This is a genomic window from Ottowia sp. (assembly GCF_047975795.1).
GTDB lineage: Bacteria > Pseudomonadota > Gammaproteobacteria > Burkholderiales > Burkholderiaceae_C > Ottowia.
On the sequence record NZ_JBKEEE010000024.1, the window covers coordinates 41,177 to 60,930 of the forward strand.

21 protein-coding genes, 2 tRNA genes and 2 pseudogenes are annotated in these 19,754 nt (G+C 60.5%); 11 read left to right on the forward strand and 14 right to left on the reverse strand.

Annotated elements, in window-relative coordinates:
- Positions 1-62 precede the first annotated feature (62 nt).
- Both ACK5NW_RS03490 and ACK5NW_RS03495 read right to left on the reverse strand, forming a co-directional pair.
- Positions 63-1,445 (reverse strand): class II 3-deoxy-7-phosphoheptulonate synthase, encoded by a 1,383-nt coding sequence (locus tag ACK5NW_RS03490; RefSeq protein ID WP_416925097.1) that lies wholly within the window; start codon positions 1,443-1,445, stop codon positions 63-65.
- A 93-nt stretch (positions 1,446-1,538) separates the two neighbouring features.
- On the reverse strand, positions 1,539-2,444 hold the full coding sequence (locus tag ACK5NW_RS03495) for an AEC family transporter (RefSeq protein WP_416925099.1): 906 nt from the start codon (positions 2,442-2,444) through the stop codon (positions 1,539-1,541).
- Positions 2,445-2,607: 163 nt separating this feature from the next.
- Between ACK5NW_RS03495 and ACK5NW_RS03500 the strand changes: the two genes are divergently transcribed.
- From ACK5NW_RS03500 to ACK5NW_RS03510, 3 genes are all read left to right on the forward strand, one after another.
- Positions 2,608-3,573: a tripartite tricarboxylate transporter substrate binding protein BugE gene (locus tag ACK5NW_RS03500; protein WP_416925101.1), complete on the forward strand. Its 966-nt coding sequence runs from the start codon at positions 2,608-2,610 to the stop codon at positions 3,571-3,573.
- A 196-nt stretch (positions 3,574-3,769) separates the two neighbouring features.
- Entirely contained in the window at positions 3,770-4,696 is a 927-nt protein-coding gene (xerD, locus tag ACK5NW_RS03505; protein ID WP_416925103.1) for a site-specific tyrosine recombinase XerD, read from the forward strand.
- Between the two features lie 61 nt (positions 4,697-4,757).
- A tRNA-Arg gene (locus ACK5NW_RS03510) sits at positions 4,758-4,834 on the forward strand.
- A gap of 113 nt (positions 4,835-4,947) precedes the next feature.
- On the opposite strand, the gene ACK5NW_RS03515 is transcribed toward ACK5NW_RS03510, so the two are convergent.
- The 6 genes from ACK5NW_RS03515 to ACK5NW_RS03540 all read right to left on the reverse strand — a co-directional run bounded on the left by ACK5NW_RS03515 (position 4,948) and on the right by ACK5NW_RS03540 (position 9,937).
- Positions 4,948-5,244, reverse strand: a complete 297-nt coding sequence (locus ACK5NW_RS03515) for a hypothetical protein (protein WP_416925105.1) — start codon at positions 5,242-5,244, stop codon at positions 4,948-4,950.
- On the reverse strand, positions 5,222-5,671 hold the full coding sequence (locus tag ACK5NW_RS03520; protein WP_416925107.1) for a hypothetical protein: 450 nt from the start codon (positions 5,669-5,671) through the stop codon (positions 5,222-5,224). The genes ACK5NW_RS03515 and ACK5NW_RS03520 overlap by 23 nt, the downstream gene beginning before the upstream one ends.
- A gap of 36 nt (positions 5,672-5,707) precedes the next feature.
- Positions 5,708-6,376: a hypothetical protein gene (locus ACK5NW_RS03525; RefSeq protein ID WP_416925109.1), complete on the reverse strand. Its 669-nt coding sequence runs from the start codon at positions 6,374-6,376 to the stop codon at positions 5,708-5,710.
- A gap of 50 nt (positions 6,377-6,426) precedes the next feature.
- Entirely contained in the window at positions 6,427-7,812 is a 1,386-nt protein-coding gene (locus tag ACK5NW_RS03530) for a hypothetical protein (protein ID WP_416925111.1), read from the reverse strand.
- Positions 7,813-8,003: 191 nt separating this feature from the next.
- Positions 8,004-8,336, reverse strand: a complete 333-nt coding sequence (locus ACK5NW_RS03535; protein ID WP_416925113.1) for a hypothetical protein — start codon at positions 8,334-8,336, stop codon at positions 8,004-8,006.
- Between the two features lie 179 nt (positions 8,337-8,515).
- Positions 8,516-9,937 (reverse strand): tyrosine-type recombinase/integrase, encoded by a 1,422-nt coding sequence (locus ACK5NW_RS03540; protein ID WP_416925115.1) that lies wholly within the window; start codon positions 9,935-9,937, stop codon positions 8,516-8,518.
- A gap of 337 nt (positions 9,938-10,274) precedes the next feature.
- Here ACK5NW_RS03540 and ACK5NW_RS03545 point away from each other — a divergent pair, with 337 nt between their 5' ends.
- The gene (locus ACK5NW_RS03545) at positions 10,275-10,904 is read left to right on the forward strand and encodes a riboflavin synthase (RefSeq protein ID WP_416925117.1); all 630 of its coding nucleotides are present in this window, start codon (positions 10,275-10,277) and stop codon (positions 10,902-10,904) included.
- A 25-nt stretch (positions 10,905-10,929) separates the two neighbouring features.
- Here ACK5NW_RS03545 and ACK5NW_RS03550 read toward each other — a convergent pair whose 3' ends face one another.
- Both ACK5NW_RS03550 and ACK5NW_RS03555 read right to left on the reverse strand, forming a co-directional pair.
- Complete coding sequence (locus tag ACK5NW_RS03550) at positions 10,930-11,901, reverse strand: DUF808 domain-containing protein (RefSeq protein ID WP_416925119.1); 972 nt, start codon at positions 11,899-11,901, stop codon at positions 10,930-10,932.
- Between the two features lie 40 nt (positions 11,902-11,941).
- Positions 11,942-13,012, reverse strand: coding sequence for a tRNA dihydrouridine synthase (locus ACK5NW_RS03555; protein ID WP_416925121.1), 1,071 nt, complete (start codon positions 13,010-13,012; stop codon positions 11,942-11,944).
- Positions 13,013-13,189: 177 nt separating this feature from the next.
- Between ACK5NW_RS03555 and ACK5NW_RS03560 the strand changes: the two genes are divergently transcribed.
- The 6 genes from ACK5NW_RS03560 to ACK5NW_RS03585 all read left to right on the forward strand — a co-directional run bounded on the left by ACK5NW_RS03560 (position 13,190) and on the right by ACK5NW_RS03585 (position 16,681).
- A complete protein-coding gene (locus ACK5NW_RS03560; RefSeq protein WP_416925123.1) occupies positions 13,190-13,771 on the forward strand; it encodes a FecR domain-containing protein in 582 nt (193 codons plus the stop codon).
- Positions 13,768-14,352, forward strand: coding sequence for an OmpA family protein (locus tag ACK5NW_RS03565; protein WP_416925125.1), 585 nt, complete (start codon positions 13,768-13,770; stop codon positions 14,350-14,352). The genes ACK5NW_RS03560 and ACK5NW_RS03565 overlap by 4 nt, the downstream gene beginning before the upstream one ends.
- 17 nt (positions 14,353-14,369) lie before the next feature.
- Entirely contained in the window at positions 14,370-14,876 is a 507-nt protein-coding gene (locus ACK5NW_RS03570) for a pyridoxamine 5'-phosphate oxidase family protein (RefSeq protein WP_416925127.1), read from the forward strand.
- Positions 14,877-14,965: 89 nt separating this feature from the next.
- Positions 14,966-15,619: an RluA family pseudouridine synthase gene (locus ACK5NW_RS03575; protein ID WP_416925129.1), complete on the forward strand. Its 654-nt coding sequence runs from the start codon at positions 14,966-14,968 to the stop codon at positions 15,617-15,619.
- Between the two features lie 174 nt (positions 15,620-15,793).
- Positions 15,794-16,477: a Bax inhibitor-1 family protein gene (locus tag ACK5NW_RS03580; protein WP_416925137.1), complete on the forward strand. Its 684-nt coding sequence runs from the start codon at positions 15,794-15,796 to the stop codon at positions 16,475-16,477.
- Positions 16,478-16,605: 128 nt separating this feature from the next.
- A tRNA-His gene (locus tag ACK5NW_RS03585) sits at positions 16,606-16,681 on the forward strand.
- A 77-nt stretch (positions 16,682-16,758) separates the two neighbouring features.
- Here the strand turns inward: ACK5NW_RS03585 and ACK5NW_RS03590 are convergent.
- The 4 genes and pseudogenes from ACK5NW_RS03590 to ACK5NW_RS03605 all read right to left on the reverse strand — a co-directional run.
- Positions 16,759-18,147, reverse strand: coding sequence for a molybdopterin molybdotransferase MoeA (locus tag ACK5NW_RS03590; RefSeq protein WP_416925131.1), 1,389 nt, complete (start codon positions 18,145-18,147; stop codon positions 16,759-16,761).
- 66 nt (positions 18,148-18,213) lie between these two features.
- Positions 18,214-18,726, reverse strand: a complete 513-nt coding sequence (locus ACK5NW_RS03595) for a GNAT family N-acetyltransferase (protein ID WP_416925133.1) — start codon at positions 18,724-18,726, stop codon at positions 18,214-18,216.
- 28 nt (positions 18,727-18,754) lie between these two features.
- Complete coding sequence (gene mobA / locus ACK5NW_RS03600) at positions 18,755-19,396, reverse strand: molybdenum cofactor guanylyltransferase MobA (protein ID WP_416925135.1); 642 nt, start codon at positions 19,394-19,396, stop codon at positions 18,755-18,757.
- Positions 19,397-19,442: 46 nt separating this feature from the next.
- Positions 19,443-19,535 (reverse strand): annotated as a pseudogene (locus ACK5NW_RS03605) (IS5/IS1182 family transposase); the annotation flags it as partial.
- Between the two features lie 52 nt (positions 19,536-19,587).
- On the opposite strand from ACK5NW_RS03605, the pseudogene ACK5NW_RS03610 reads away from it, so the two are divergent.
- A pseudogene (locus ACK5NW_RS03610) lies at positions 19,588-19,754 on the forward strand (IS5/IS1182 family transposase); the annotation flags it as partial.

Sequence of the window (19,754 nt, forward strand, 5' to 3'; positions counted from 1 at the left end):
CGTGCGCACCAGCGCTTGCGCGTGGGTCTGACGGCTGTGGCCGGTTTAGGCCCAGTGTGGCTTCAAGCCCGCTGGGCTTTGAGCAAATCGGCCACCAAAAAGGCCAGCTCCAGACTTTGCGAGCCGTTCAGGCGCGGATCGCAGGCACTGGTGTAGCGCTGTTGCAGGCTGTCGTCGGTCAGGTTTTGGCTGCCGCCGCGGCATTCGGTCACGTCCTGGCCGGTCAGCTCGACGTGCAGGCCGCCTGCCGTGGTGCCCGCCACAGCGTGAGCAGCGAAGAATTCGCGCACTTCCTGCACCACACGGGCAAAGTCGCGCGTTTTGATGCCGTGTGCGCTGGTGACGGTGTTGCCGTGCATGGGGTCGCAACTCCAGATTACGGGGTGGCCGCTGGTTTTGACGGCGGCCAGCAGCGGCGGCAGTTTGGCGGGCAAGGTGCCTGCGCCCATGCGGGTGATGAGCACCACGCGGCCCGGCTCGCACGCTGGGTCTAACGCGGCCAGCAGGGCCAGCACATCTTCGGGCGTGGCGCTGGGGCCGATTTTGACGCCCACCGGGTTGGCAATGCCGCGCAGATACTCGATGTGCGCACCATCCAACTGGCGCGTGCGCTCTCCCAGCCACAGCATGTGGGCCGAGGCACCAAACCAGGCGCCAGCGGCGTCTTGTCGCGTCAGCGCTTGTTCATAAGGCAACAGCAGCGCTTCGTGCGAGGTGTAGAAAGCCACTTCGCGCAACTGCGGCGTGTTGCCTGATGTGAAGCCGCAGGCGGCCATGAAAGCCAAGGTTTCGCCAATGCGCTCGGCCAGTTCTTGGTAGCGCTGGCCTTGCGGGCTGGCGCGCACAAAGTCGGCCGTCCAGCCGTGCAACTGGTGCAAATCGGCAAAACCGCCCTGGGCCAGTGCGCGCAGCAAATTGAGCGTGGCGGCGCTGGCCGAATAGGCGCGCAGCAGGCGTTCGGGCTGCGGCGCGCGGTCAGCGACGGTGAAGGCTGCGCCGTTGACGATGTCACCGCGGTAGCTGGGCAGGGTGACGCTGCCTTGCGTTTCAGTGTCGGCCGAGCGCGGCTTGGCGTATTGCCCCGCGATGCGCCCCAGCTTGACGATGGGCCGTGCGGCGGCGTAGGTCAGCACCACCGCCATTTGCAGCATGACACGGAAGGTTTCGCGCGCAGCTTCGCCATCCAGCGTGTCAAAGCTTTCGGCGCAGTCGCCGCCTTGCAGCAAGAAGGCGCGGCCTGCAGCCACTTCAGCCAGTTGCGCGCGCAGCGCCTGCACTTCGCCGCCAAAAATCAGCGGCGGAAACTGCCGCAATTGTGCGCAAGCGGTATCCAGCGCCGCAGGGTCGGGGTAGGTGGGCATTTGCCGCGCCGGGCGCGTGCGCCATGAATCCGGCTGCCAGTCCAAGGCGTGGGGGGCGCAGGCAGGAGCGGTGGACGTGGTCATGATCGGGCGGAAAAAAAAGAAAACGATAAAAGCGCCGAGTGGCAAGCTAGGCGCGAAAAGCTTTCAATCGTATAGCTTTTGGATGGTGGCGCTTTAACGCAGCACGCCCAGCGCAAAAGGCAGGCTCAGCATGCCCAGCAAGGTGGACAGGGTGACCAGGCCCGCCACATAAGGGCCGTTGTAGCCCATGCGAGCGGCCAGCACGTAGCAACTGGAGGCGGTGGGCAGGGCAGAAAAAGTCAGCAAGATCAGCGTCTCCGGCGTGCCCAGCGCAAACAGGCGCGACAGCGCCCAAGCCACCACCGGCAATATCAGGTGTCGAATCACCAGCACGCTGGTGCCGAGCAGCTTGCCGCTGGCCAGGCTTTGTATGTGCATGCCCGCACCGGCAGCCATCAAGCCCAGCGCGATGGACGAGGCCCCAATGCGCGAGACCGTGGGCGAGAGCCACTGCGGCACGGAAAACCCGGCCAGATTGGCGATCAGCCCGGAAGCGGTGGCAATGATCAAGGGGTTGCGCACGATTTCGCCCAAAAAGCCCCGCTGGGCGTGGCGCGCCATGGGCCACACCGCGCCCACGTTGAACAGCGGCACGCACACCCCGATCAGCACTGCAATCAACTGCAAGCCTTGCGCGCCCGCTAGTCGCTCGGCCAGCGCCAGGCCGATAAAGGAGTTGAAGCGAAACGCAATCTGCGCGCTGGCGGCGTGATCGCGCCGGTCAATGCGGCCTTTCAGGCCCGGCAGCAGGGGCAGGGCGTAAGACAGGGCAATGCCAATTACCCCCATCGCCAGCCCCGCGCCAGCCAGGCTGGAAGCTGCGCCCAAATCCAGCGGCGTGCGTACGATGGACTGAAACAACAGTACCGGAAACAGAAAAAAATACACCAGCCCTTCCACCGCCTGCCACACCGGCCGGTTGAGCGCGGTATGGCGGCACAGCAGATAGCCGATCAGGATGAGCGAAAAATCGGGGAAAAGAAGCTGGGCGTAGTGCACGGGGCGAGCATACTGGGTTATGTGATGGTTTGTTATGCAATGGTTTGCTGGACACCGCTGCAAACGCCACCGCCTTACGGCAAACCCTGAGCCTGCTGCCACCCGTTAGGATGTACGCTGCGCACCGGATAGTTACCCATTTTGAACACAGGAGATTTTCTTCATGCGTCGACGCCACCTGATTGCCTTGGCCTGCCTGTCTACCGCCGTGTCTGGCGCGGCCTGGGCACAGTCCTACCCCGCTAAGCCGATTCGGCTGATCGTGCCGTTTGCCGCTGGCGGCACCACCGATTTGATTGCCCGCATCGTCGCCGAGCCGCTGGGCAAGCAACTGGGCCAGACGGTGGTGGTAGACAACAAGGGCGGCGCAGGTGGGGTCATCGGTGCCACTGAGGCTGCGCGCGCCGCACCCGATGGCTATACGCTGAGCGTGGCCACCGTTTCGACCACGGCCGCTAACCCGGCCATCAATACCAAGATCAGCTACAACCCGGTGACCGACTTTGCGCCAGTGATCAACATTGCCGCCACGCCCAACCTGATCACGGTCAACCCCAGCTTTGCCGCCAAGGATTACAAAAGCCTTTTGGCCTTGTTGAAAAAAGAACCCGGCCAATACTCTTACGCCTCGTCGGGCACGGGTGGCATTGGTCACTTGCAAACTGAGCTGTGGAAGAGCATGACCGGCGTGTTCATCACCCACATTCCATATCGCGGTGCAGGCCCGGCATTGAACGACGTGGTGGCCAATCAGGTGCCCATGATGTTCGACAACGTGCCCTCGTCGCTGCCCTTTATCAAGAGCGGCAAGCTGGTGCCTATCGTGGTGGCCGCGCCGCAGCGCCTGGCCGACTTGCCCAACGTGCCCACCTTCAAAGAGGTGGGGCTGGAGCCGGTCAACCGCATGGCTTACTACGGCATTTTGGCCCCCAAGGGTACGCCCACGGATATCGTCAACCAGCTCAACGCGGCGCTCAAGAAGGTGCTGGCTGACCCGGCGGTAAAAAAGCGCATCGAAGACACTGGCTCTTTCGTCATCGCCAACTCGCCCGAAGAGTTTGCCAAGCAGATCAAAGACGAGTTCGAAGTTTACAAACAGGTGGTGGCCAAGCAAAAGCTGTCGCTGTAAGGCGCTGGCTGTAAGGCACTGTGGCCAGCGGGAATTGTTCTCGCGCAACTTGCCAAAACCTGCGATACGCTGCTTCGCTCGTGTCGCAGGTTTTGGCTTTTATTTTGATAGCTTCTTGCGCTTTATTCGTAGGCTCTGGAAACCAATTTAATGCTTGATTCAAAAGGCGTTTTTCCTGGCGCATTGTGGTCTGCACATGTCGTCCACTGAGGCTGCGGGTGCTCTGGTGCTTGACCCCAGTCTTGACGCCTTCATCGATGCGCTGTGGCTTGAAGACGGCCTGGCTGCCAATTCGCTGGCTGCTTATCGGCGCGATTTGACGCTGTACGCACGCTGGCTGTATGAACAACACCAGCAGGCACTGCCCGCCACGCAAGAGCAGCATCTGCGCGCTTACTTTGCGGCACGCGCGCAGGACAAGGCGACGTCGGCCAATCGGCGGCTGACGGTGTTCAAACGCTACTTTCGCTGGGCATTGCGTGAGCGGCTGGTGGGTGCTGACCCGACGCTGAAGCTGCTCACCGCCAAGCAGCCTCTGCGCGTGCCCAAAACCCTGACCGAGGCCCAGGTCGAAGCGCTGCTGGCCGCGCCCGACGTGGGCACACCGCTGGGTCTGCGCGATCGCACCATGCTGGAGCTGATGTACGCCAGTGGCCTGCGCGTGAGTGAGCTGGTGTCGCTTAAAACCATTCATGTGGGTTTGAACGAAGGCGTGCTGCGCATCATGGGCAAGGGCAGCAAGGAACGTCTGGTGCCGTTTGGCGAGCTGGCGCGTGAATGGCTTCAGCGCTATTTTGCTGAAGGCAGGCCAGCCTTGCTCGGCCAGCGTCAGAGCGATGACTTGTTTGTCACCAGTGCCGGCCGCACGCCGGGTACGGCCATGTCGCGCGTGATGTTCTGGGGCATCGTCAAACGCCACGCGCTGGCCGCGGGCATCACCGCACCCCTGTCGCCGCACACGTTGCGCCACGCCTTTGCCACGCACCTGCTCAACCACGGTGCCGACTTGCGCGCGGTGCAAATGCTGCTCGGCCACGCCGATATTTCCACCACCACCATCTACACCCACATTGCACGCCAGCGGCTGAAAGACCTGCACGCGCAGCACCACCCCAGAGGGTGAGAAAAGGCGATGCATCGGGCGCCAATATTGGGAAAATGCGTGCTACAATTTACGGCTTCGCGCGGCTGTAGCTCAGTTGGATAGAGTACTTGGCTACGAACCAAGGGGTCGTGGGTTCGAATCCTGCCAGCCGCGCCATATGTGACAAGGACTTAGCTTCGCAAGGAGCTAAGTCCTTTTTCACTTTTGGAATTTGTGCCCAACAATGTGCCCAACAGATTGATTTGGTAGGGCACTCTGGCCGATACGGTTCACGCGGCCTTGAGTGACAAGCTGGTGATCGGGTGCATGGTGCCAAGCGCTAAGCCCGTGCGGATGGCTTGGCTTTGCTCAGTGGTCAATCGTTCGTGCATCCCCATGGGCAGATTTTCAAACGCGGCCTTGTCCTGTGCATAGGCTTCCAGCACCAAGCGCCATAGTTCTGCCGGTGGCATGAGTAAGAGTACCTTCGCTGCATGCTCGTTGCGCAAACCCTTCGCTGCCAGCACCATGGCCGTGAAGATGGATGCTATCGGGTGGGGTATCTCAATGATGGCGTGTTGCTGCATGGATCGGTTCCGGTGGTAGGCGGCCTTCGGCAATCAGTTCATCACACGCCCATTCGAGGGCTTCGCACAGACGATCATGTGAGGCTTGTTCTGGTGATGGCGCTGGCGCTGGTTCGGCTGGTGTCGGCAGGCTGTTGGTAGCCTCTAGAACCGTTCTGATGGCCTGTAGCTTGACTGATGGGGGTGCGTTCGTCAGCAAGGTTGCAAGCTCTTCCAATGCCCGCATGCGCTGCCCTTGCAACATGGTTGCCGTGGCTTGGTGGGCATCCCCGATGATGGCCTGCACTTCCGCACGGAAAGCCGGAAGCTGTGCCCACACGTTGACGGTCTGATACGTCACGCCAATGGCCTTGGCTACCTGCCTTTGCGAGCGCCCACCAGCAATCAGGCTTGCGGCTTGAATCTGGCGTGGCGTAAGCGCTGGCATGTTCGGCATCGTTCTGGTTTGTTCAACCCTTGAAGGTCACGCCTTCAGGCTGGCACCACTCACAGCGCGAAAGCCGGTGTTTGTGGGCAGGCGGGTTTCGTCCTTGCGGGTGGTGCTGTTCAGCACGGATGCTGCCAAGCGGCCACCAAGATTCCGAAGTGCATGGGCACTGCCAAGGCCCCCGCCTTGCACCTCGCTTTTTTTGGTGGGTGCAAGGCGTGCGAAGGCGCTACGGCCTGCATTGAACGCTTCCGCCTTGGCTTCATCGCGTTGCTTGCTCAGGGCGGCATCAATCGCGGCCTGAAGGTCTTTGAATTCAACCGCGTTGCCACGTTCGGCGCGTAGCGGCTCCTTGGGACGGTTGAACGCTTGGGGAAGGGGCTTGCCCACGCTCGGGGCCGGTGTGTCTCTCGGGGCCGGGAATGGCTTGACGGTCGGAGCGGGAGCAACTGGAATGGCTGGGGGTGCGTCACCAACGTTGCGGTTCACGCTGCCCGCCAAAATCGCCGCGAATCCGGGCAGATTTGCGGCTTTTCGGGCTGGTTCACGATGGCCGGTCTTTAGCGTCTTGACCACTTGGGAAGGGGTGCCAGTCTCCACGCTGGTGCTTTTGGTGATCCGCATGGCCTGCTGGAAGCCGGGCATGGCGAGGAAGTGCGCCTGAACAGATGCCGGGCATTGGTCGAGGGTGAGAACCTGGGTCATGATTGGGGCTCCATGCGTTGGTGATGATGTGCTATTTTAGCTGAAATCTATCACGAATGATATCTTGATATATTCTTGCAATTGATTGCAAGTGCATGATTTGACAAACCATTTATCTTGTGTACCCCAGCGTGATAAGCCTCTAGGGCATCCTCATACGTTGGATATTTGCCATCCAACCACCATAGCGAGGCGGTTACTTCGGCATCCCCGGCAACGGTTATGACTGGCGGGGGTTCGGGTGGTGCTGGTGACGTTGGAGGTGGTGCAGGAACCGCCACGGGGGCGAGTGATGCGGGTTTGTGGTGGAAGCCTTCGGGGACTGGAGGCTTGCCTGTTGCGTGCGGGTTGATCTCGGCAATAAGCTTGCCGGTGGCCTTCTCATGAAGTTGCTGAAGGCGGTTTTTCAACCTACGCTGGAAGTCCAGAACGGCGGTTAGATTTGCTTCCAGTTGATCTATCAGTACCACCCCATGCTTAGGGTTTACTTTGCGCCAATACGTCAATTCGCGTTGAAGCTTTTTTTCTAAGTGGGTGGTGTGATCGAGTTGGAGGAGGATATTTGGTAGCCAAGGTTTGGACTGCTTCACCTTATCCCATTCGATACCAAGGCCGTCCATAAGCGGCTCGTCTTGGATGGGGTCACCCGACTTCTGGGTGATGGCGGGAACCTTCAGCCGCTTCAGCAATTCGGCGTGGATGGCTTCAGGCGTTGGGAATCTGGCCTTGTCATCTTTGTCGGTGGCGGCCTTGATGCGATAGCGCATCTGCTTGATAGATGCGGGGGTGTGGGGCTGGCCTTGTTGATTGAACACTCCCAGCTTGGCAAGCTCTCCTGATAACTGCGCATCGGTGATGGCGATGTCATTCCATACGTTCTTGCGGTTGCGGCGCTGGTTTGCTGCCTGGGTGGCCCTATCTGTCCACCGTAGATTGCCCCAAACATAGGGCTTGGTGGGGTCAATGCGGTCAATGGAGAGTTTGCCCGGATCGGGGTTTGGGCCAAGGTGCAAAGCAAGGCCACCCCACACCATGAATTCGGGCGATGGTTCGCCCCATATGGCAGTGTCTTCCGCTCGCTGCTTGCGCTTGTTGAACCACTCTGCCAAAGGCTTCAGGTGGGGTAGTGCTGAAGTCTTGAAGCTGTTGGCAGTGGCTCCAGAGGCCAGCTTGGCCTGCATATCCAAGTAGTCGGTCAGGTAACCGGGATCGGTTCTGCATAGCAGGTCGCACTGCTCAGACATCTTTTCCGGGCAGGTAACGCCGTTACCAATGAGGAAGGCGTCTTCCGGCGCGTTCCACACGTCCGTACTACCTGTTGGGGACTGTTGAAGATGTTCCTTCTTGTCTTCCTTCGGAGATGGGGTAACGGTGCCATTTTGACCACCATGCGCTATTGCCGTGGGGGTGGGTTTTTTCTGAATGTGTACGGCCATTTTTGACGCTTTCAGGGGTTCGGGTTGTCTCGATGTGTAGGTAACGCACCGTTCAATTTAGGTAACGGTTTTCGGGCATTGATCGGAGGTCACCACACCAGGACAATTCGGGGTGTCGATTCATTCCATCGATGCCTGCTCAGGGCAACTTTCCCCCAGTATTGTGGTAAATGCCGGGGGATTTTTTTTGATTAAGCGCTTGGCTGAACGTGCGGTCGAATAGTCGCACTGAACCAGAATGGGCGACGCCCTTGCTTACCATCCGGTTCGGGGAACTTGCCTTCGTCAATCCAACGGGCCAGGGTGGTGTCAGTCGTTTTCATGAATGACAACACGTGACCCATCAAAAGGCGCTGATCGGTTTGGAGGTCGATTCCCTGAATATCCAGCGCACGGGAGTGATTATTCCGCTTGCGTGGTTTATCTGGTGTGGTGGTTTCAACCGGGATATTCGCCTCGGGCGAGGTGGTGACGGGTTCCGCTTGAGTTTCAGCGGGGACGGTTTTTTTGATGGTGACAGCCATGGCCGTGTTTCCAGAAAGGGTTGTGTTGTGCAACCGTTTCCGCTTGAACCATGGGATTCGGCTCAGAGTGCAGAAAGCGGCGTTGCGCCGATTCCCTTTGTCCCGATGATCGGGTCAACACTCCATTGCCAAAGGTGAACGCGCATTCTCGCGGTTCACCATGTTTCCGTCAAGGCGGGTCAAGCTGCCTTGGTCGGGAAGGCGATGACCTTCGCCTCGGTGCCGTGTAGCAGGCGGTCTAGCTCGGCTCCCAACTTTGTCCACGCGGTCACCAGTTCGGGCCAACGGTCGCTTTTCTGGTACGTGCGAACCAGCTTGTTCGGAACGTGGTTGATCGCCCTTTCGACAAGCTCCCCCGATACACCACACGCGCCCATGATCGTTGCGGCAGTGCGCCGGGTGTCGTGCGGTGTCCAAGGGCCACCACTCAAGCACAGTGCGCCGGTCGCCTTGCTGCGGTTCTTCATTGCTTCCGTACGCTGGCGATCCTTCACTTGCTTGCCGATGCTCTTCACGCAGACATGTGAGGTCGGGTTACCGTCCGCATCCCGCTTGTTGTCGGCAGGGAAGCACCATGAGGTATGACCCGTGAGACTGTGAAGCTCCTTGAGGTATCTCAGGGTGAAGTCGGACAGATAGACATCGTGCGGCACTCCGTTTTTAGGAGCAGGGATATGCCAGCGTCGATTGGCGAGGTCAACATGCTCCCAGCGTGCGATGCTCAGTTCACCGACACGGCACGCGGTGCCCAGCATGATCCATAGCGCGAGTTCGGTCGTGCGCTGCAATCTCGCGTTTGTCAGCTTTTCCCGTAGTTCCAACAGTTCGGCGTGTGGTGTGGGCGACTTGGAATCCCACAGCACGCGCTCGCGCTCTTTGTACGCTGGTGCGATGTCATCGCGCTTCAATTTGTGTAGCGGGTTGACTTCGATGTAATCGCGGCGGGAACACCAGTCAAGGAACTGGCGGGCATCGGCAAAGAGGCGCAGCGCCATACGAGGGGAGCGCACCTTCACCTGATCGAACAGTTCCGCCCACTCAGCACGCTTGATGCTGGCGAGGGGTCTATCCCCCAGCGTGGGAAAGATGTCGCGCTCAAAGCTGCGGATGACTTCGGTGCCGTTGTCCTTGCGGCCTTTGGTGCCACGCTTCACCAATTCGGCTTGCTGCCAGCGCTCCGACAACGCGCGGACGGTCTCCTCGGTGTAGGCGCGTGCCAGGGTGGCTTGGGTGTGGGCGGCTTGGGCCTTGGATAGCTGGCGCTCAGTGCTGGGGTTCTTGCCCGCCTTGTGCTGATCGATGGCCCACGCATGGGCTTCGCGGATGTCCTTGAGGCTGTCACCCGGCCAGGAACCCGCCGTGAAGTCCGCCAGCTTGTTGTCATGACGGAACCGCCAGCGGAACATCACGGACGGGGCTCCGTCCTTGCCACGACGCACGACGCCATAGAGTCCCCCGGCTTCGCTCACTCTGGTGATGGCTGGGTTCTTGAGGGCGGCCAGGAGTTCAACGTGTGCCCAGCGCTCGCCCTTGGGCTTGGCTGTTGTCGCGCCCTTGGAGGCGTCGGGGTTGTCGGTGGTGGTCGAGGTAGGATCGGTCATCGTTCGCTCCATGGGTGGCCTCGGGCTGGCTTTGTTGGTGTACTTGGTTGCTGGTGCACATTCTAATTTGTGCCCAAAAATGTGCCCAACAATTTTGCGCGGTAGAGTGCGGGACTTGGGGATGAACGAAGGGATGGGGAAATAACAAATTTCCCTTGTTTGTCAAATACTTAGGATCGTTGTGCGGTGCTTCTCGCAGTGGATCAAAATCGAATCGTACTTACCTACGAACCAAGGGGTAGTGGGTTCGAATCCTGCCAGCCGCGCCATCTTTATTGCTGAAAGCCCTGCAAATTCAAAGTTTGCAGGGCTTTTTTCTTTGACCCAAGGAGCCATCATGTTCACCGGAATCATTACCGCTGTCGCCAGCATTGCTGAAGTGCGTGATCTGGGGGGTAGCCACGCGCATGGCAAACAGGTGCAGGTACAGGTGGTGCCCGACTACTTGGCCGACGTGGGCCTGGGCGACAGCATTGCCATCAACGGCGCTTGCATGACGGTGACAGCATGCGATGCGACTGCCGGGACGTTTCAGGTCGATGTCTCTGCCGAATCGCTGGCCCGCACGGCGGGACTGGATCGCGTGGGTAAGGTCAATCTGGAAAAAGCCCTGCGCGCTAATGACCGGCTGGGCGGGCACATCGTTTCGGGCCATGTGGATGGACTGGGTGTGGTGACCCAGTTCGAGCCGGTGGGCGAAAGCTGGCTGCTTGCCGTGCGTGCGCCGCAGGTGCTGGGCAAATACCTGGCTTACAAAGGCTCGATCACCGTCAACGGCGTGAGCTTGACGGTAAACACGGTGCAAGATGAGTCAGAAGGTTGCATCGTGCAGATCAACCTGATTCCCCATACGGTGCAAAACACAGCGCTGGGCACGTTGAAGGCAGGCGATGTGGTTAATCTGGAAATCGACCTGATCGCCCGCTACGTGGAGCGCATGCTGAGCGCAGGCCATGCACCACGCTGAACGCCGCGCGGTGAGTGTGTACGGATCAGTGCGCGGCCTTTGAGCCACCCCGCAGCCGCTGAAAGCCGCTGACCACGGCCACCACCACCGCGCCAGTCAGCAAGCCCACCACGGCGTTGAACAGCATGCCGATCAAGCTGCTGCTCAGACCGCCAGCACCTGCCGTCCAACCTTGCAGCAAATGGTGCAGCCAGGCAAAGCCGTGCACAATGATGCCGCCACCGACCAAAAACATGGCGGCGGTGCCAGCCACGGAAAGCCCTTTCATCAACCAGGGAGCCAGCCACAGAATGCCCCGGCCCAGCGCCTGCGCGGCGCTGCTGGCGCGCTGGCTGAGCCACAGGCCCAGATCGTCCAGCTTGACGATGCCGCCCACCAGACCGTAAACGCCCACTGTCATTAGCAGGCTAATGCCAACCAGCACGGCGGTTTGTGTCCAGATGTCTTGCCCGGCCACCGTGCCCAGGGTGATGGCGATGATTTCGGCCGAGAGGATGAAGTCGGTGCGGATTGCACCCTTGATCTTGTCTTTTTCAAGCTGCGCCAGATCCACGCTGGGATCGGCCAGGGCGGCATGCAGCTCAGCCTCGTGCGCGTCGGCTTCGTCCTTGTGCAGGAATTTGTGCACCAGTTTTTCAGCGCCTTCAAAGCACAAGAACGCGCCGCCCACCATCAGCAGCGGCGTGACCAGCCAGGGGGCCAGAGCGCTGATGGCCAGCGCGGCGGGCACCAAAATGGCTTTGTTGATGAGCGAGCCTTTGGCCACGGCCCAGACCACCGGAATTTCGCGATTGGCCGACACGCCCGTGACCTGCTGGGCGTTGAGCGCCAGGTCATCGCCCAGCACGCCTGCGGTTTTTTGCGCCGACATCTTGGTCAGCACGGCCACATCGTCGGCCATGGCGGCGCTTTTGCGGGCAGCCACCTTGGTCATCACGGCCACGTCGTCGAGCACGGTGGCAATATCGTCAAGCAGGGCGAGCAGGCTGGAGGCCACAGTCAGTTTCCTTGAAGGTGAAAATTCAGAGCGCTGAATTTTATGCGGTAATTTCTGCCTTTGGTGCTTGGTGCATCTGCGGGTGATGCTCCTGAAGTTGAAGCAACCAGACACCGATGGCCGCAGGGTCGTTGACGGCGCGCAGCGCATCAAACGCCTGCTGCGCTTCAGGGTAGGCCAGGCGCAGGTAGTTCAGCCATTGCTTCAGGCGACCGGCGCGGTGGCGTCGCTCGACGCGCTGGCACACGTCGGCCCAAAAGTCGGCCAACAGCGGCACCAGCAGCGGCCAGGGGCAGGCAGCGACGGCGGCGTCTGTTGGCACATCCACGCTGTTCTGATGCGTTATCAGGGGGGCAGGTGTGGCTTGACGGATGGCGCTCGCCAGCCCTGGGCGACGCACCATGCCGCGGCCCAGCATCAGGGCGCGGCAACCCGTAACTTGCGTGCAGCGCGCGGCGTCGGCCACGCTCCAGATGTCGCCGTTGGCGATCAGCGGCAGGCGCACGTGCTGGCCCAGCGTGGCAATGTGTTCCCAATAGGCTGGGGGACGGTAGCCGTGTGCCTTGGTGCGGGCATGCACGGCCAGTTCGCTGGCACCGGCCGCTTCGATGGCCAGTGCACCGTCGAGCATGCGTGCGTGATCTTCAAAGCCCAGCCGCATTTTGGCCGATACCGGCACGTCAGGCGGTACGGCACAGCGCACGGCCGCTACGATGCGGTGCAGCAGATCAGGTTCGTCCAGCAGCACGGCACCGCCCCGGTGGCGGTTGACGGTTTTGGCCGGGCAGCCAAAGTTGAGATCGATTCCGGCAGGCTGCAATTCGGCCAGACGGGCGGCGTTTTCGGCCATGCAGGTCGGATCAGCCCCCAGCAACTGGGGCCGCACAGGCACGCCCGAGCGGGTGCGGCTGCCGCGCAGCAGCTCAGGCACTACGCGGGTGAAACTGCGTGCGGGCAACAACTGGTCGGTGATTCGGATGAACTCTGAAACGCAGCGATCCACCCCGCCTACGCGCGTCAGAATGTCGCGCAGCCCGTGATCGAGCAGGCCCTCCATGGGAGCGAGCACCAGCGTGGTGCGCACATGGTTTTTGTCAGTGCCCGCACTCATTGGCGGGTAGAGTGAAAAAAGACAGTCACAAAAGTCAACTAAAAAGCTAGGATTTGAGTTAAGTCGATAGTGTGACAAATTTCCTGATGTAGTATCCAACCCGCACGCCAGTGCGTCGTTCGACCATCATCACTGCACGCCACACTGCACACAAGTTACCCCAGCGGAGAAATCTGAATGTCCTTGAATTTTCATCGTGTCCTGGTCGGCACTGTGTCTTGCATCGCCTTGCTAGGCGCGCAAATGGCCATCGCTCAGACGGCTGTACCAGACAGCACGACTGCCCCTGTAACCCCTGCGGCAACGCCCGTGGCTGCTGAGCTGCCTGTTGCCGAAACGTCGCTCAAAGAACCACCAACCCTGGTGCCTACACCAGGCGATGCGCGTGAAGGCACCTTCAAAACCGTCCGGGGCGAGGTGACCGTGGTGCGCAACAACACCCGCATGGCGGCCGTGGTGGGCGGCGGCCTGAAAACCTCCGACACCATTTTGACCGGCACCAACAGTGCGGCCGCCGTCACGCTGAAAGACGGCACCGTGCTGTCAGTCGGCCCAGACAGCTCGGTGGATTTGAAAGACTTTGCCTTCAACAGCACCACGCAAGACGGTAATGTACTGGTCAACCTGATGCGCGGCACGCTGCGCATGGCCACCGGCCTGATTGCCAAAGTCAAACCCCAGAATGTGAAAGTCACCACCCCTACCACGGTGGTTGGCGTGCGCGGTACTGACTTCATCGTCGAGGCCAACCCATCATGAAACTGCTGGCTACGGGCTTGGTTGCCACCCTGCTCGTTGCAGGCTGCGCCCCGGCCGCGCGTGTGACGCTGCTGCCACAAGAAGGCGGTAAAACGGGCGCAGTGGAAGTCAACGCCAATCAAAAAGACACCGTGCTGTCGCAGCCTTACCAGTCGGCGGCGGTAGGCCGCAGCGATGTCGAAATCGAGCAGCTCGATGCCAAGGACGTGCAAAAGCGCTACGGCACCTTGCTGTCGGTTCAGCCAGGTGGGGCCGAGCGCTTTACGCTGTACTTCATGCCCGGCGGGACGGAGTTGACGCCTGAGTCGACCAGCGAGCTGGCAGGCATCCTCACACACGCCACCGAGCGGCCCGGGGGTGAACTTATCATCACTGGCCACACCGACCGCGTGGGCAAGCTGGAGGCCAACGATGCGTTGTCACTGTGGCGTGCACAGACCGTGCGCGAACTGGTGATTGGGCGCGGCTTCAACGCGTCGCGTGTAGATGCCGTAGGCCGTGGCGAGCGCGAACCGGTGGTGCCCACCGAAGACGAAGTGGACGAGCCGAAAAACCGCCGTGTCGAGATTGTGGTGCGCTGAAGGGGGCGAGCGCTCGCATGCCCTCTACGCACCTGCCTCGTCTGGGGCACGCACTGTGTGAGTTGCTGTGCACGCGCAGAGTTGCGGCGCTGTCGACGCTGGATGTGGCCAGCGGCGGCCCGTTTGTATCGATGGTGCCGTTTGCCGTGGATGGCGCTCAGCGCTGCATTGTGCTGCACCTCAGCGCATTGGCGGCTCATACGACCAACTTGAATGCTGATGCACGCGCGGCTTTGCTGGTCACTGCGCCTGAGCCTGAAACCGGGGCTGTGCACGATCTTCACCGCGTGACGCTGATGGGCCGGGCCAGCACGCCAGAGCCTGACTCGGCCCTTGCACGCAGTGCCCGCACTGCTTATCTGGCCCGCTTTCCTGAGGCAGCGCCCATGACCGGGCTGCTGGATTTCCACTTTGTCACCCTGAGACTGACGGAGGCACGTCAAGTGGCCGGTTTTGGTACAGCGCGCCATGTCGGTGCAGACGAGTTGAGCGTCGTGCTGTCTGCTGCTCATGCAGGTGCATGAGCCGTCGTCATCAAGAAATTCTGATTTGAACAGCGTTGTGGACAGATGGTGGTTGCGCCAAAAACCAAAGTTGTCAGCATCCGACAGCCATGCAGTTGATCTATGAAGATGCTTACCTGTTAGTCCTTGACAAGCCTGCGGGCCTGTTGTCCGTGCCTGGCCGGGGTGCAGACAAAGCCGACTGCCTGAGCGCCCGCGCGCAGGCACGCTGGCCTGACGCACTGGTGGTGCACCGGCTGGATCAGGCCACCAGCGGACTGATGCTGCTGGCGCGCGGGGCTGAGATGCAGCGCCGTCTGTCCGCGGCTTTTGCCGAGCGTTGTGTGGAAAAACGCTACGAAGCCTTGGTGCATGGCCAGCCGAGCGCGCCAGTCGCGGCAGACGGCTGGGGCGAGATTGATTTGCCGCTCATCATTGACTGGCCGCGCCGCCCACGCAGCAAGGTCGACCACGTCGTGGGTAAACCCAGCCGCACGCGCTGGCAACGGCTGGAGACGAAATGTGTGGAAGGAGCGGAGGGTGGATCACCACAAATCAGCCGCCTGGCGCTGGCGCCGGTCACCGGGCGATCGCACCAGTTGCGTGCGCACTTGCAGGCCATTGGCCATCCGATTGTGGGCGACCAGCTGTACGGGCCGCAGGACGATGATGCACCTCGCTTGATGCTGCATGCCTGCGCCCTTCGGCTCGCGCATCCCGCGCATGGTCAACCGCTGGCGTTGAGCAGCCCAGTGCCTTTTTAAGCTGCCACTGCCTCACGATCGCATGCAACAGCACGATACCAAGCCATTGATTTACAGGAATTTTTCTCCATCTGAACAATCTACGTAGAATGTGCCATTACAAGCCACCGTGGTGGTGGCCCTTACACCTCACTTTTTAGGAGCACCCGACCAATGACTGATCGCTTGCATGCCATGAACTACACCGACGCCGCGCATCAAGGTGGCCTGGCATCCCTGCAATTGCGCAACAAAGTGCTGCGCAACACCTACTGGCTGTTGGCACTCAGCCTGCTGCCCACCGTGCTGGGAGCCTGGATTGGTGTCAGCACCGGCATCACCCGTGGTTTGACCGGCGGCCTGGGGTTGGTCGTGTTCTTGGGCGGCGCGTTTGGCTTCATGTTCGCCATCGAAAAAACCAAGAATTCGGCCGCAGGCGTGCCTGTGTTGCTGGCGTTTACCTTCTTCATGGGGCTGATGCTGTCGCGCCTGATCGGCGCAGTGCTGGGCCTGGAGCGTGGCGGCCAACTGGTCATGACCGCCATGGGTGGCACGGCGGGCGTGTTCTTCGTTATGGCCAGCCTGGCCAGCGTCATCAAGCGCGATTTGTCCGGCATGGGCAAGTGGCTGTTCGTGGGCGCGATGGTGATTTTTGTTGGTGCCATCGTCAATGTATTTTTAGGCTCCACCATCGGCATGCTGGTCATCAGCACGTTGGCCATCGGAGTGTTCAGCCTGTTCATGCTGTACGACCTGAAACGCATTTTGGACGGCGGCGAAACCAACTACATCAGCGCCACACTGGCGCTGTACCTGGACATTTTCAACGTGTTCCAAAGCCTGCTGGCCATCCTGGGCATCACCAGCAGCAGCGATTAATTGGCCATACGCTTGAACTACCAGGGGCTGCCACTGGCAGCCCTTTGTCTTGTCTTGCAATGCGCGTGGGGTGAGATTTTCAATGTGAAATTTCAATGACCGAAGGCGTTTATAATCTCGCGCTTGCGGTGGCTGTAGCTCAGTTGGTAGAGTCCCAGATTGTGATTCTGGTCGTCGTGGGTTCGAGTCCCATCAGCCACCCCAATAAAAGCAAAAAGCCTGCTGCAACTCAACTGTGCAGCAGGCTTTTTTTATGAGCACTGTGTTTTTTTGCTGGCGGCTTAATTGGCTGTGCTGCTCAGCAGCATCACCTGCACTTCATCGTCTTTGGCCACCGGGCCTTGATCGTGGCCCAGCACGATCAGGCCGTTGGCCTGCACCATGGATGACAGCACGCCAGATCCCTGACTGCCGGTGGTGCGAACGGTCAGGCGACCGTCCGTGTGTTGGGTGACGATACCGCGCTGGTATTCGGTGCGGCCGGTTTTTTTGCGCAGCGCTTGCTCGCATGTGGCGCGCAGCAGTACCGGGCTTTCTGCGCGCGCGCCCATCATGCGCCGCAGAGCAGGGCGCACCAAGGTGATGAAGCTGACCATGGCAGCGACTGGGTTACCGGGCAGGCCGAAAAGAACTGCACCTGAGATCTTTCTTGCGCCTGGTTTGCTGCTTTCCACAGGGGGTGATTCGCCTTCGGGCGACGCGGCGGTAAATCGGTGTGCTTCTGCCGGTGTTTTGGGAATGCGCCCCACCGCCATAGGCCGGCCGGGACGAATGGCCAGTCGCCAGAAGGCCACGTCGCCAAGTTGTGCCATTAAGGTGCGGGTGTGATCGGCGTCGCCGGTGCTGACACCACCGCTGGTGATGATGGCGTCGGCTTGCTGGGCGGCCTGAAGGAAGGCGGCGCGCAACGGCTCTGGTTGATCTTTCACCACGCCCAGGTCGATCACGTCGCAGCCCAGTTGAATGAGCAGGCCATGCAAGGCGGTGCGGTTGCTGTCGTACACCGCGCCGTCGCGTGGTGGCTCGCCGGGGCGCAAGATTTCGTCACCGGTGGAAAACAGGGCCACGCGCAGCCGTCGCACCACGGACACACCGGTCAGCCCTAGGCTGGCCAGCAGGCCCAGTGCGGCTGGTGTGAGTTGCTGGCCTTGTTGCAAAGCAGGGTGGTCTGCTTGCAGGTCTTCGCCACGCAGACGGCGGTTGTCGCCACAGCGCACCACATCAGTGAACAGGGTGACATGCTTGTCTTGAAGTTGTGGGCTGGCGATCTGAACGAGTTCTTGCGGTACCACGGTGTCCAGCCCTGCGGGCATGACGGCACCGGTCATGATACGCACACACTCGCCAGCGCCCACCGTGCCTTGCCAGCGCGCGCCCGCCAGTGCGGTGCCGACTACGCGCAGCGTGAGCGCTTGTCCGCCTCCCACGGCGCTTAATTCAGCACCATGAAAGGCGTAGCCGTCCATGGCCGAGTTGTCGTGCGGCGGTACGTTGATGGGCGAGATCACGTCTTCGGCCAGCACTCGGCCCAGCGCTTGTGTGAGCGGCAAGCGTTCTGTGCCCATCACAGGGGCCACTAGCCGCTGCAAAAAGGCGTGCGCCACATCCACAGGCAGGGCATTCGGGTCGTACTCCCGCAGCTCAGCAGCGATTTGGGCGGTGGTTTTCATGGCGCGGTTTTATGTAATCAAAAAGAGCTTTAGCGCAATTGTATAAAGCACTATAAGCTCTTATTGTTATAGCATTTTGATCAATAACGCCTTGTCGTGGTAACGACCGTCGAGTTTGATGGCACGCGGCTGCAAGCCATAGCGCACAAAACCCACACCCTCGTACAGCTTGACGGCATGGGCGTTGTGGGCGTTCACACCCAGCACCACCTGTTCCAGCCCCGGCAACTGACGCACCAGAGCGTCAAACTCTTTCAGCAACGCCTTGCCAATGCCTCGTCCGCGCATACCGGGGGCAATGATCATGCCCACCAGTGCGGCCTCGTGGCGCTTCTTTAAACGTGCTTCGCGCTCGCACACTACGGCACCCAACATGGCACCAGCGGGGTCAAACGCGCCCAGAATGAAGTGGTCTTGCGGTGGTTGGCCCAGGCGCGTGGCGTAGGTGGCCGGTGGCAAGGCGCTGGCGGTGTCAAAGTCGGTGGTAAACGCATCAGGGTCGGTTTGCAGGCCCGCATCACGCAACGCCTTGTAGGCGGGCAAATCGGCATCGGTCAGCAGGCGAATGGTGGTGGACATGGTGAGTCTCCTATTGTGGTGCAGCCCATCAGAGCGTATCGAGCGCACGCAGCTCGGACAAGGTGTTGGCGTTGGCAAAAGCTCGTGGATCATCATCCGGTGTGTTGAAAGGCACAAGCACTTGCTGCTGCTGCGCAGCCCAGGCAGCAATCTGGCGTTGCCCGCTGTCCATATAGCGCTTCAGACTGTCTTGCAACGCCACCCGCAGCAGGCAAAACACTGGCTGTGGACGCAGCGTACCCGTGCCATCATCATCTGGAGCTGAGATCATGGCGATATCAACCTCTTGCGCTTGCATAGCCTTCGCCAATCGTTCACAAAGCGATAGCGGGAAGCGTGGCACGTCGCACGGCACCGTCAGCAAAAGCGGTGTTTGGCAAGCCTGCAAACCGGCCAGAAAACCCGCCAGCGGCCCAGCAAAGTCAGGTACGGCATCGCCGACTACCCGTACCCCAAATCTGGCATAGATGTCCAGATGGCGATTGGCGCTGATCAGCACCTCAGCGGGCGGCAGCGTTTGTGCCCGCAGCCGCGCCAGTGCGTTCTGCGCCAGCGTGTCCCCGCCAAACACTTGCAAGCCCTTGTCCGCCCCGCCCATGCGACTACCACGGCCACCGGCTAGGACGAGGGCAGAAATGAGGGAAAGTGTTGGAGTTGAGTTTATCAACATGAGGGATGCCAAAAGTAGCGATGTTCAGCTCAGAGCGTGTTTGCGATCTCCTGAGTATCAGTGCCAAGAATGCCATGTGAACGAACTGCAAACTGGTGTTGGGCAGCCGCTCTCAGTTCTTCCACAGCCGGGAACCTCTAAAAACCCCCAGTCTTCAAACGGGGCCACCTTGAAATACTGATCCCCGCATCATGCACCAACGGCGCAGCGCCCTGAAGTCTGACCTATTCGCCGACTACGCGCACAAGCGCAAGATCGATGTGCTGGGCGATCCCCTGGAACTCATCGCCCGTCACATCGACTTTGACCACTTGGGCGGCCTGATCGATGACCTGTACCCCCGCACCGACGGTGCCAA

What these genes read in the sequence shown, in the direction of transcription:
- ACK5NW_RS03490 (WP_416925097.1), bottom strand. Translation starts at nt 1,445, where the DNA reads ATGACCACGTCCACCGCTCCTGCCTGCGCCCCCCACGCCTTGGACTGG.
- ACK5NW_RS03500 (WP_416925101.1), top strand. Translation starts at nt 2,608, where the DNA reads ATGCGTCGACGCCACCTGATTGCCTTGGCCTGCCTGTCTACCGCCGTG.
- xerD (WP_416925103.1), top strand. Translation starts at nt 3,770, where the DNA reads ATGTCGTCCACTGAGGCTGCGGGTGCTCTGGTGCTTGACCCCAGTCTT.
- ACK5NW_RS03515 (WP_416925105.1), bottom strand. Translation starts at nt 5,244, where the DNA reads ATGCAGCAACACGCCATCATTGAGATACCCCACCCGATAGCATCCATC.
- ACK5NW_RS03520 (WP_416925107.1), bottom strand. Translation starts at nt 5,671, where the DNA reads ATGCCAGCGCTTACGCCACGCCAGATTCAAGCCGCAAGCCTGATTGCT.
- ACK5NW_RS03525 (WP_416925109.1), bottom strand. Translation starts at nt 6,376, where the DNA reads ATGACCCAGGTTCTCACCCTCGACCAATGCCCGGCATCTGTTCAGGCG.
- ACK5NW_RS03530 (WP_416925111.1), bottom strand. Translation starts at nt 7,812, where the DNA reads ATGGCCGTACACATTCAGAAAAAACCCACCCCCACGGCAATAGCGCAT.
- ACK5NW_RS03535 (WP_416925113.1), bottom strand. Translation starts at nt 8,336, where the DNA reads ATGGCTGTCACCATCAAAAAAACCGTCCCCGCTGAAACTCAAGCGGAA.
- ACK5NW_RS03540 (WP_416925115.1), bottom strand. Translation starts at nt 9,937, where the DNA reads ATGACCGATCCTACCTCGACCACCACCGACAACCCCGACGCCTCCAAG.
- ACK5NW_RS03545 (WP_416925117.1), top strand. Translation starts at nt 10,275, where the DNA reads ATGTTCACCGGAATCATTACCGCTGTCGCCAGCATTGCTGAAGTGCGT.
- ACK5NW_RS03555 (WP_416925121.1), bottom strand. Translation starts at nt 13,012, where the DNA reads ATGAGTGCGGGCACTGACAAAAACCATGTGCGCACCACGCTGGTGCTC.
- ACK5NW_RS03560 (WP_416925123.1), top strand. Translation starts at nt 13,190, where the DNA reads ATGTCCTTGAATTTTCATCGTGTCCTGGTCGGCACTGTGTCTTGCATC.
- ACK5NW_RS03565 (WP_416925125.1), top strand. Translation starts at nt 13,768, where the DNA reads ATGAAACTGCTGGCTACGGGCTTGGTTGCCACCCTGCTCGTTGCAGGC.
- ACK5NW_RS03570 (WP_416925127.1), top strand. Translation starts at nt 14,370, where the DNA reads ATGCCCTCTACGCACCTGCCTCGTCTGGGGCACGCACTGTGTGAGTTG.
- ACK5NW_RS03575 (WP_416925129.1), top strand. Translation starts at nt 14,966, where the DNA reads ATGCAGTTGATCTATGAAGATGCTTACCTGTTAGTCCTTGACAAGCCT.
- ACK5NW_RS03580 (WP_416925137.1), top strand. Translation starts at nt 15,794, where the DNA reads ATGAACTACACCGACGCCGCGCATCAAGGTGGCCTGGCATCCCTGCAA.
- ACK5NW_RS03590 (WP_416925131.1), bottom strand. Translation starts at nt 18,147, where the DNA reads ATGAAAACCACCGCCCAAATCGCTGCTGAGCTGCGGGAGTACGACCCG.
- ACK5NW_RS03595 (WP_416925133.1), bottom strand. Translation starts at nt 18,726, where the DNA reads ATGTCCACCACCATTCGCCTGCTGACCGATGCCGATTTGCCCGCCTAC.
- mobA (WP_416925135.1), bottom strand. Translation starts at nt 19,396, where the DNA reads ATGTTGATAAACTCAACTCCAACACTTTCCCTCATTTCTGCCCTCGTC.